This window comes from Pseudacidobacterium ailaaui (genome assembly GCF_000688455.1).
GTDB classification, from domain to species: Bacteria; Acidobacteriota; Terriglobia; order Terriglobales; family Acidobacteriaceae; genus Pseudacidobacterium; species Pseudacidobacterium ailaaui.
On the sequence record NZ_JIAL01000001.1, the window covers coordinates 1,606,510 to 1,616,779 of the forward strand.

Sequence of the window (10,270 nt, forward strand, 5' to 3'; positions counted from 1 at the left end):
CATGTAATTTTTTATTCTCAATGTTCCGGCAAACACTTCGCAACGGGCCGCACTCTGTGATGTGAGGAACCTTCCAGACTAAAGCCTACAGGTGGCCTCGTCTTCCATAGATAGATAGAGAAAAATCTCCACCGAAAGTTGGTTGACGGCAGCAGGGAGCGATATGAAATGCTGGGCCAACTTATGAAGAAAATCCTGTTCTCTTTTTGCCTTATGGCATTGGCAGGCCAGCTCTGCGCCCAGGAAAACTTTTATGAACGGTGGGAAGCCAGGACCTCACGGACGCAATCCAGGCAGCCTTCCTGGTCAGTGCCGGTCGTCGCGCCATATCCGATGCTGATCCAGGTCTTCCGCGCCGATTTCACGCGACAGGTCACTCCTACGCATACCGAGACGTGGAATTATGGAGGCAGCCGGGGCCTGAACCTGGTGCCTGGTTTCAACAGCGAATTTGATTTTTACTATCCGCCTTATATCCAGCACAACTCGGCCGCGAAAGACGGCTTCGGAGATGTGGGTTTTCTGTACAAGTACCGCTTCTTTTCCGGCAATGAGCAGCATGGGAACTACATGCTGAGCGCCCAGGTGTCGGCAACGATTCCTACGGGTAGCTACAGCAATGGCAGTCCTGATGCTTCGGTCTCCCCAGCGCTGCTGGCGGGCAAGGGCTTCGGACGCTTCGATGTCATCTCCACGCTGGGTGGATCTCTGCCTACGGGGGACACGGCAAAGATTGGCCGTACTGTGGCATGGAATACAGTTGCGCAGTACCATCTGGGCAAATATCTGTGGCCGGAAGTGGAATCGAATGCGACATGGTTCTACCAGGGAAAGAACGATGGCAAGATGCAGAATTTTCTGACTCCGGGGCTAATGACCAGCCGCTTTAAGTTCTTCCCCAACGATAAAAAGAGCCGCACAGGGATTGCTGTTGGAGCGGGAATGCAGATTGCCACTTCGCACTTCCATGCATACAACCACAATCTTGTGTTTACCGGCCGGTTCATTTTCTGAATTTGGGCAGGAGCTCCAGGTTGAAGCAGACATACAACTTTTGATGGATGCGGACAGTCTGCCGAATGTCTACACTTGTGGCGGACGGAAGCGTGATGGCCCCGGACCGGGGAAAGTGAAATCAGGGAAAGCGAAAGTGAGCAGTCTTCAGAAAAGCCGAAAGCCGGCAAGAGCAGTGGTCGCTCTTCTCCAGGTGCTGTTCATTGCTGGATTGCTGGTGCTGTGGGACATCGGAGCCAGAAGAGAGCCCGGACATCTTCTGCCCACACCATGGGGCACGGTCGAGGGCATTCTGGACCTGGTGCGCCACAATCTGCTGCTCAAATATGTCGTGGCTTCGCTGTTCCGCGTGACCTGGGGCTTTGTGCTGGCTGCGGCGCTGGCGATCCCGCTGGGACTGGCCATCGGCTGGTACAAGAGGGCAGAGATGGCACTAAATCCGATCGTGCAGATCCTGCGTCCGATTTCGCCGCTGGCGTGGATCCCGATTGCGATTCTGTGGTTCGGCGTAGGCGATCTTGCGGCCATCTTTCTCATCTTTGTCGGGTCATTTTTGCCCCTGTTGCTGTCGGCCATCCAAGCCACGCGGAGTGTACCGGCGGTTCACATCCATGCGGGACGGAATTTTGGCCTCAAGCCGGGCCGGCTGATTGCCCAGGTCATCTTTCCCGCTGTATTACCGCAATTGCTGGTTGGGTTGCGCATCACTCTTGGCGTGGCGTGGCTGGTCGTGGTCGCGGCCGAGATGATTGCGGTGAATTCAGGTCTGGGATTTCTGATTGTCGATGCGCGAAACGCCGGAAACCGTTATGACCTGGTGGTTGCCGGTATGGTCATGATTGGCGTCATTGGACTGCTGCTCGATGCGGGAATGCGTTCGCTGGGAAGGTTGAAGTCATTCCGCTGGAGTTATTCCGAGGATTGAGACTGTGCTTGTAAAAGAAACTACTGTTCCTAAAACTGCGTTGAAGACCAAGCTTTGCGTTGAGAATGTGAGCGTCACCTTTCAGCGCGACAAAGACCAGGTCCATGTACTTGAAAATGTGAGCCTGGAGGTGGGCGATGGCGAGTTTGTCTGCCTGGTTGGCCCTTCCGGATGCGGAAAGACCACCCTGCTGAATGCTATGGCTGGGTTTCTTGCGCCCACGGCAGGAGAGATCCGCGTGGACGGCGAAGTGGTGCAGGGGCCGGACCCGCGCCGTATCTTTGTCTTTCAGGAGCGGGGTGTTTTTCCCTGGCTTACGGTCGAAGGCAACATCGGCTTTGGGCTCTTCAGATTGTCCCGGGCGGAGCGCGAACAGCGCATCGCCCACTACGTGAAGATGGTCGGACTCCAGGGCTTTGAAAAGGCCTATCCCAGCGAGCTTTCCGGAGGAATGAAGCAGAGGCTGGAAGTCGCGCGCGCCCTGGCCGTGAATCCGGACATGCTGTTTCTGGATGAGCCATTCGGCGCGCTGGACTCGATTACGCGGCTGGTGATGCGTAAGGAACTGCTGCGCATCTGGGAGGCCGAGCGAAAGACGATCATCTTTGTGACGCATGATATTGACGAGGCCGTGCAGCTTGCCGATCGGGTGGTGGTGATGAGCTCGCGTCCGGCGACGATCCAGCAAATTGTGGACATCGACATTCCGCATCCGCGCAATCTCAGTTCGGCACGCTATCTGGAGCTGCGTGACGGAATCTTTCAACAGATTGGACTGGCGCACCAGATATGATCGGGACTGGTCAACAGCAAAGATGGGAAAGGTTTCTGTGGCCCGTGCTGGCCACTGGAGCGCTGTTGCTGCTCTGGCATTATGGAGTGCTCTGGAGCGGCACGCGGGTCTTCCCCTCCCCACATGATGTCGAGAAAGGCATGGGTGAACTTCTGCGCCACCATGTTCTGTGGGCCGACATACGAGACTCGCTGCGGCGCGTGGCCCTTGGCTTCGGGCTTTCTGTTCTGGCGGGCATCCCGGTGGGCCTGTTGCTGGGCTGGTATCCGGCGGCCAACGAGGTCGTGAATCCGGTCATGCAAGTGCTGCGCCCCATCAGCCCGATTGCTTGGATTCCTGTGGCCATCATCTTTTTTGGCGTGGGAGACAAGGCGGCCATCTTCCTTATTTTTCTGGGTTCCTTCTTTCCGATTGTGGTTGCCTGCATCAACGGCGTTTCCAATGTGCCGGCCATCTACCGGCGTGCGGGGCGCAACTTTGGCCTGACCCCGGCGCAGATTCTGGCCCGAGTGGTCTTCCCGGCGGCATTGCCACAGGTCCTGACCGGGCTGCGTATCGCGCTGGGCATTGCCTGGCTGGTGGTGGTGGCGGCAGAGATGATTGCTGTTGACTCCGGTCTGGGCTTTCTGGTGATTGATTCCCGCAATTCCGGAAAACGCTACGACCTGGTGGTGGCCGCCATTCTCATGATTGGCGTCATCGGTCTGGTCCTCGATACGGCCTTCCGCAGCCTGGAGAAGATGAGAGCAGTGCGATGGGGGTTTCGCAATGAATCCTAAACGAATTGCCATTCTGGGGCTGGCCTCATGGCTGGTCCTGATTACGGCCCTCCATGGATATCTCAATGTGAACTGGGGGGCGGTGCTTAATGACTTCCGTCCGCCGGAGAAGCGCAAGGTCGTGGTGGCGTATCTTCCTGTCACCTGCCAGCTTACCTGTCCGGTGACCGACTATATCTCAAAGTTTTCCGAAAGCGGTGAGATCTTTCTGCCCCGGATGTTTCAGGGTTTTCCCGAGATCAAAGAAGCGTTGATTTCCAATAAGGTGCAGGCGGCGTTTATTGTGGCGCCCCTGGCCATTGCGCTGGTCGCGCAAGGCGTCCCGATTAAGGTGGTCTACCTGGGCCATCGTTACGGGAGCGCGCTGGTGGTCAGCAAAAATGGACCGGTAAAACAGTTCACCGACCTGAAGGGCCGCACGGTTGCCATTCCCAGCCGCTTTTCCGATGAAAGGCTCATCCTGTTCCGCGCCATGAAGATCTGGGGAATGAAGCCAGGTGACATTCATATGGTAGAGATGGCACCCCCCGATGTCTCCGGTGCGCTGGCCGCAGGCGCGATTGATGGTTTTGTCATGGGCGAACCTTTTCCTTCCCAGGCGGAGATGGCAGGCTACGGCAAGGTGCTCTTCCAAGCGCGGGACTACTGGCCTGACTATATGTCCTGCATACTTGTGGTTCGCCAGGACCTGATTGACAAGCGTCCTGAGGCCGTCCAGGTGCTGGTCGACGGGATTGCGCGCTCCGGTCTATGGCTGGACAAGGGCAAACGTTACCGGGAAGACGCAGCGGACTTTGTAGGGCGCTACTACTATAACCAGAAGCCTGCCCTGCTGCGCTGGGCCCTGACCAAGCCGATGGACCGCGTCGTCTATTCTCCGCTGGCTCCGAGGAAAGCGGACTTTGACCTGGTGCGCGACCTGATGATGGAAACCGGCGTGCTGAATAAGAAGATAGAGTTTTCTGACTACACAGATACTCGTTTTTCAGACAAAGCCACGATGCAGACGCCCTGGAAGTATGAGCCGGGGATCGCCGCGGCCAATTAGCCGTTCCGGTAAGGAGGAGATATGTTACGCAGACACTTTCTTCAATTCATTGGCGCTGCCGGAGCAACGGGCCTGGCTGCGGCCGCAAAGCTGCACAGCGGGGAGGCCCGTTCCGTCGAGTACGCGGTCAGGGGCTTTACCTGCATCACCTGCGCCGTAGGTCTGGAGACCCTTCTGCAACAGAAGAAGGGCGTCCTTTCCGCCAAGGCAAGTTATCCGAATGCATCGGTCAGCATCCGCTTTGACCCGGAAAAGGTCACCGAGGAGCAACTGAAGGGCTACATCGCCGAGATGGGCTTTACTGCTACTCCAAAACACGCCTAGCTGCAGAAAGGGACCCCGTGACGGACTACTTGCGCATCGCTAAGGGGCTCATGCAGGACCTTTCCCTGCTGCACAGACCCGTAGCGGTATGCTTCACCGATGCCGTACCCGATGGTGTCCCGCAATATCCGGAGCGGGTCCCCGCAGGATGCCGTTTCTGGCAGGAAGGCGCTACGGCCAGCTTTGCGACCTCTGCCGTGGACCATGCCCTCTGCGCCATTGGAACCTATACGCACAACCTACAAGCCGGGCCAGCACAGCAGCAGGAACTGATGGCGGCGCTTCAGCTCTTCCGCGAACTTGATTACGTGCGGGAAGAAGACGTCGCCGCGCTTCCTGTGCTTCAAAAAAGTCCTAGGTATGTTCTTTATGCTCCGCTGGATGAGGCGAGGGTACGGCCCGATGTTGTGCTGTTGTTTGTGAACGCAAGCCAGGCGCTGCTGCTTTCAGAAGCGGTGCAGCAGGTGGAGCAGGGCCATGCTCCCGCCATGGGAAGGCCGGCATGTGCGGTGGTCCCTCAGGTGGCCAACACCGGACGGGCGGCGGTAAGCATGGGATGCTGCGGTGCGCGCGCATATCTGGATGTCCTGCGCGAGGACACGATGCTGTTTGCATTGCCGGGCGCAACTCTTGAGGCCTATGCCCAGCGGGTCGAGGTGCTGGCCGCGGCCAATCGGACGTTGTCCCGCTTTCATCAGATCAGGCAGCGGGAGCTGGCCGCAGGGAGACGGCCTTCCATCGAAGAACTGGTGGTCCAGGTCCAGACCCTGTAAGCAGCGTCTGGACCTGCTGTTTGCTGCGTCCTATTCGGGCAGCGTGACTGTGCCCTTCATTTCAAAGGTTCCGGCCACTGTTGGTGCTCCTGTGTTCGGCTGACCGCCTCCGGCAGAGACAGAGTACTTGCCTTCCGGAACGATGATCTTGCCGTCCTCAGTCACCATGCTCAGGTCACGCGGCTTCAACTCAAAGTGAACGGTCTCCGACTGGCCGGGGTTGAGATGCACGCGCCGGAAGCCGCGCAGCGCGCGAATGGGAGCGCCCTTCACATCCGGGAAGCTGAGATAGAGCTGGGCCACTTCGTCCCCTGCTACCTTGCCGGTATTGGTGACGGTCACCTCAGCAGTCAGCGGCTGGCCTGCAGTTACGCTGTCCGGCAACTTGAGGTTGCTGTAGGAAAAGGTGGTATAGCTCAATCCGTATCCAAAGGGATAGAGCGGCGTTCCCTCAAAGTAGCGATACGTGCGCCCCTTCATGTCATAGCTCTCGAAAGGCGGAAGCTGGTCCACGCCGGTGTAGAACGTCACCGGGAGGCGTCCGGCCGGATTGTTCTTGCCGGAAAGCGTTTCGGCAACGGCCGTCCCGCCCTCTTCGCCCGGATACCACGCATCGAGGATGGCATTCACGTGTTCTTTGGCCCAGTTGACGGAGAGCGCGCTGCCATTGGTCAGCACCAGCACGACCGGCTTCCCGGTGGCCACCAGGGCCTCCAGAAGGTCTTCCTCGGGCTTAGGAAGGTCGAGGCTGGTGCGGTCGCCACCCTTAAAGCCGGGCTCACTGACCTGCATCTCTTCACCTTCGAGTTCACTGGTGATGCCAAGGACGGCAATGACGACACCGGCGTTCTGCGCTGCTGTGATGGCCTCAGGTTGCGGCCTCATGTCCACTTTGGACCAGACCAGTTGCGCTGCCGGTGTTTCCTGCTCCGGCGGCGTGTATTCCACGCGGAGCGTGGAGGGCCTTCCGGCCTCCAGATGGACACGGCCCAGCTTGGCTTCGCTGGCATCACCGCTATAGGAAGAGGTGACATTTTTTCCGTCGAGCTGGATGCGGAAAAACCCGTTTGCCTTAAGGCCCAGATTGTAGTCACCCGTCGCCGGCGCGGTCAGTGTGCCTTCCCAGCGTATGGCCAGAGGGTGGACCTGGGCCACCTCGGCAGGGAGGGGCTGTGCAGAAACATCGATCGTCGAGACGTTCCGCTCAGCCAGCGGCTTCATGGCTTCGGGCCGGTTGATGTTCGTCATATCGAGCCTGGAAAAGCTCTCTTTGATGCCGCCCAATGCCGAGGCTGGTACCGGATCTGCATCGTGGTTGAGGAACTGTGTTCCGGGAACATACTGGATCGTGCTGGAGGCAAACTCCTTTCGCAGTCCTTCAAGAATGGAGACCGTATGCGTAGGGATGCCGTTGTAATTGCCCAGAAGCACCCGGGTCTGGCTTGCGAGTGGACCGATGACGGCAATCCTGAGGCCGCTGGTCTTCAGCGGCAGCGTTCCGTCATTCTTCAGCAGCACCATGGACTCGTCGGCGATCCTGCGCGCCAGTTCGCGATGCGCAGGGCTGTTCAGCTCTTCGGGGTCGATCTTCGTATAGGACACCATCTCCGGAGGGTCGAACATGCCGAGCTTCATGCGGGCGGTAAAGAGCCGGACAAGGGCGCGGTCGATGTCGCTCTCCTTGAGGTAACCTTCGTGGACGGCATCGAGATAGGGCTTGTAGTCGTGATCGTCCTTCACTTTGAAGGTGAAGTCTACACACTCATTGTCCATTCCACGTTGCAGGCTGATGGCCGAGGCCTGCGCCTGGGTCGGTTTGAAGTGATGGTTCTGGTAGATGTCTATCACTGCACCGCAGTCTGAAACCACGTAGCCGCCAAACTTCCACTTGCCGCGCAGCTGGTCCTGCAGCAGAAACTGATTGGCGCAGGCAGGCTCGCCGTTGATGCTGTTGTAGGCGCACATCACAGAACCGGCCTGGGCCTCCGTGACCGTGGCGCGGAAGGCAGGCAGGTAAGTGTCCAGCTCATCGTGCTTGCTCACAGTCACGTCCGCAACATGGCGGGTCGGCTCCGGACCGCTGTGTACGGCGAAGTGTTTCGGCGTGGAGATGACGCGGTAGTATTTCGGGTCTGTGCCCTGCATTCCGGTCACGAAGGCCACGCCCATGCGCGCGGTCAGGAAGGGGTCTTCACCGTAGGTTTCCTGTCCGCGGCCCCAGCGCGGGTCACGGAAGATGTTGATGTTGGGTGCCCAGAAATCGAGGCCGTGAAAGATGGAGCTGTTGCCGCCATTGGCCTGGACCTCCTTAGCATGAACAATGCGGCCCTCGGTGCCAATGACGACTGCCATCTTGTGGATGGCGTCTGGGTCAAAGGTAGCGGCAAGGCCGACAGGTTCAGGAAATTCTGTTGTGCCATTGACCGCTACTCCATGCAGCGCCTCACTCCACCAGTCGTAGGCGGGGACATGCAGACGAGGAATGGCGCGCGCCTGATTGACAAGCTGCGAGGCCTTTTCTTCAAGCGTCATGCGCTTTACCAGATCAGCTGCACGCTCTTCCGGCGGCAGGGCCGGATTCAAATAAGCGGGTGTTTGCTGCGCGAAGCTGCAGCGGCAGCAAAGCAGGCACAGCACAACGACCGCGGCTTGACGGAACTGGCGTATCCGAGAAAAAGCAGAGTTCCACCGAAAAGCAGACTGTTTCTGATGGTGCACGAATGTCTCTCCTGAGTTTGAGGCAGATTTCATTTCCAGAAATGGACCCAACCACTGATACTAAATTGATTTTCTTCTGTCAAATTAAAGCCAACGCTGCAACCTTTCCTCCTGGATTTCTAAGACAACCCGGTCCGTAAGAGTTCCCGGCAGGCTTTGAGGATTTGGTTTGCTCAAGACAGAGGCCGGAAAGGAGAAGACCGGTCCGAAAGCGTGGTTTTGTGTGAGCCGAGGCAGGGAGGTTTTCAGCCCGAGACCTTGCTCCTGCCTCTGCATCTGCGGGCAAGAAAGCGGCGTCTGCGCAGCTCCCACAGACCGGGGGTGATCACCAGCCACACCAGAGAAGCAAGGACGAGGCACAGAGCAGAATGCAGCCGCGGCAGCAGCTGCCAGAGGGTCCAGCCGAACAGAGACAGACCCACGCACCCCAGAGCGGCACCGGCGGCGTCGCTGGCAGCAGCCATCCTGCCGCGTAGCGTACCGTCTTTCCCGATGGCGCGCTTTTTTCTGCGCTCGTGCGACTCAATCAGACTCGCACCGGCAGGAAAAATTGCAGGAAAGGCCAGGAACAAGCCGCCGATCTCCGGGCCATAGCGTTTGGCCACCAGGCCAGCCAGCAGACTGCAGAGGCCGCCAAAGAGAAAACGCAGAAGATACTCGTGTGGTTTCGATTCCCGGAGTGCGGACGTGCGGATCTCAATCATCGGGCCGTGGCCATGGAAAAGAGTCCTGCGGTAGAAAAACTCACGACAAACCAGAGCGGCATCAGGAGGACCGTGGTCCACAGTGTGCTGGTCTTCCAGCGGCGCAAGGTCCAGCTCACCATGGCTGCATACACAAGAAAACCAAGCGCTCCGGGGACCATGGAACGTGCCTCAAGCGCAGCAGCATTTCTGCCCTCATGGACAATCGTCAGGGTGAGGGTGGCGAGGGCAATGGAAGGGGCGGCCCCGAAAAGTCCTGCGAAGCTTTTCGGCCTCAGCACGTCGGCCAGCATGGCGAAGAGAGTGACCAGAGTGCCGCCCAGAAGAAAACGGTACAGGGATTCCTGCATGTTTACCTCAATGCTTTGCGGGATTTCTGGATGAGTTTCATGGCGGTATCGTGTCCGCGAACGCCGAGCAGGCGGTATTTCTTTCCTTCCAGGTTGTGATAGTTCACAAAGAACTGTTCCAGCTCCGTAATCCAGTGCTCGGGAAGATCACCGAAGCGTTTGATCCGCGCGTATTCATGGGTCACGGCAGCCACGGCCAGCAGGCGGTCATTTCGCAGCCTTTTCTTGCCATCCAGCTGTTCCCCTTCGATGACGCCGATCAGACGTGAGCCTACGCAGATACCAGGGTAGGCCGGCTCGTCCATGAGCAGTAGCACGTCGAGCGGATCTCCATCTTCGGCCCTGGTGCGTGGCAGAAAACCGAAGTCATAAGGAAAGACCATGCCTGCCGGCAGAACACTTTTCAGAATGAAGATTTTCTGTTCGGGATCGAATGCGAATTTATTGCGGCTCTTTCTGGGGGTTTCGACCACAACCTGTAGAAGATGGCCCTTCTTGTCCAGAGGAGCAAGACGGACTGGATCTGCCAGCGCCTTCATCGTGCCTCCGTTGGTGAAAAATGGGCGCTGGCTTCAGGAAAAACGACCCCTGAGGTGGCCACGCCACACAGCCTTAGAGGCGGAATCTTAGCTGAACGTTGCAGGGGCGCGGCATTCAGCAAGTGCAGGACGTCGCTGGTTTTGACAGCTTGGACGATGCAACAGGAATTTTTTTCTCTCATAAAAAAGATTGCTGAGAGCATTCATCTTCTTTTTATGTTGTTGAACTAGCTAATGCACAGGGGTATAAATTCACGCAAGCTGAGCAGGGCACATCAATGAATGATGGTGCTCTCCGACAGC

General features: G+C 57.9%; 11 protein-coding genes. 7 read left to right on the plus strand and 4 right to left on the minus strand.

From position 1 onward, the window contains the following. Positions 1-183: 183 nt before the first annotated feature. From N655_RS0107065 to N655_RS0107095, 7 genes are all read left to right on the plus strand, one after another. The gene (locus tag N655_RS0107065; RefSeq protein WP_155987537.1) at positions 184-1,014 is read left to right on the plus strand and encodes a hypothetical protein; all 831 of its coding nucleotides are present in this window, start codon (positions 184-186) and stop codon (positions 1,012-1,014) included. 175 nt (positions 1,015-1,189) lie between these two features. Beyond that, positions 1,190-1,939: an ABC transporter permease gene (locus tag N655_RS0107070; protein ID WP_026442415.1), complete on the plus strand. Its 750-nt coding sequence runs from the start codon at positions 1,190-1,192 to the stop codon at positions 1,937-1,939. Positions 1,940-2,006: 67 nt separating this feature from the next. Beyond that, positions 2,007-2,732: an ABC transporter ATP-binding protein gene (locus tag N655_RS0107075; RefSeq protein WP_202900325.1), complete on the plus strand. Its 726-nt coding sequence runs from the start codon at positions 2,007-2,009 to the stop codon at positions 2,730-2,732. 44 nt (positions 2,733-2,776) lie between these two features. Further along, the gene (locus N655_RS0107080) at positions 2,777-3,511 is read left to right on the plus strand and encodes an ABC transporter permease (protein ID WP_202900326.1); all 735 of its coding nucleotides are present in this window, start codon (positions 2,777-2,779) and stop codon (positions 3,509-3,511) included. Continuing rightward, positions 3,501-4,559 (plus strand): ABC transporter substrate-binding protein, encoded by a 1,059-nt coding sequence (locus tag N655_RS0107085; protein ID WP_026442418.1) that lies wholly within the window; start codon positions 3,501-3,503, stop codon positions 4,557-4,559. The genes N655_RS0107080 and N655_RS0107085 overlap by 11 nt, the downstream gene beginning before the upstream one ends. Positions 4,560-4,580: 21 nt before the next feature. Then, complete coding sequence (locus tag N655_RS0107090) at positions 4,581-4,883, plus strand: cation transporter (protein WP_026442419.1); 303 nt, start codon at positions 4,581-4,583, stop codon at positions 4,881-4,883. A gap of 17 nt (positions 4,884-4,900) precedes the next feature. Then, complete coding sequence (locus tag N655_RS0107095; protein ID WP_026442420.1) at positions 4,901-5,656, plus strand: DUF169 domain-containing protein; 756 nt, start codon at positions 4,901-4,903, stop codon at positions 5,654-5,656. 30 nt (positions 5,657-5,686) lie between these two features. Here the strand turns inward: N655_RS0107095 and N655_RS0107100 are convergent, their stop codons facing one another. From N655_RS0107100 to N655_RS0107115, 4 genes are all read right to left on the minus strand, one after another. After that, a complete protein-coding gene (locus tag N655_RS0107100; protein WP_238324552.1) occupies positions 5,687-8,374 on the minus strand; it encodes a glycoside hydrolase family 3 C-terminal domain-containing protein in 2,688 nt (895 codons plus the stop codon). Between the two features lie 245 nt (positions 8,375-8,619). Further along, positions 8,620-9,078, minus strand: a complete 459-nt coding sequence (locus tag N655_RS17805) for a DUF3147 family protein (protein WP_044934137.1) — start codon at positions 9,076-9,078, stop codon at positions 8,620-8,622. Further along, entirely contained in the window at positions 9,075-9,428 is a 354-nt protein-coding gene (locus N655_RS0107110) for a DUF3147 family protein (protein ID WP_026442422.1), read from the minus strand. The genes N655_RS17805 and N655_RS0107110 overlap by 4 nt, the downstream gene beginning before the upstream one ends. A gap of 2 nt (positions 9,429-9,430) precedes the next feature. Next, complete coding sequence (locus N655_RS0107115; RefSeq protein WP_044934140.1) at positions 9,431-9,967, minus strand: inorganic diphosphatase; 537 nt, start codon at positions 9,965-9,967, stop codon at positions 9,431-9,433. Positions 9,968-10,270: the final 303 nt, after the last annotated feature.

Bases quoted from the DNA above. Each gene is read 5' to 3' on its own strand.
- N655_RS0107065 (WP_155987537.1), top strand. From the start codon at position 184: ATGAAGAAAATCCTGTTCTCTTTTTGCCTTATGGCATTGGCAGGCCAG.
- N655_RS0107085 (WP_026442418.1), top strand. From the start codon at position 3,501: ATGAATCCTAAACGAATTGCCATTCTGGGGCTGGCCTCATGGCTGGTC.
- N655_RS0107090 (WP_026442419.1), top strand. From the start codon at position 4,581: ATGTTACGCAGACACTTTCTTCAATTCATTGGCGCTGCCGGAGCAACG.
- N655_RS17805 (WP_044934137.1), bottom strand. From the start codon at position 9,078: ATGATTGAGATCCGCACGTCCGCACTCCGGGAATCGAAACCACACGAG.
- N655_RS0107110 (WP_026442422.1), bottom strand. From the start codon at position 9,428: ATGCAGGAATCCCTGTACCGTTTTCTTCTGGGCGGCACTCTGGTCACT.
- N655_RS0107115 (WP_044934140.1), bottom strand. From the start codon at position 9,967: ATGAAGGCGCTGGCAGATCCAGTCCGTCTTGCTCCTCTGGACAAGAAG.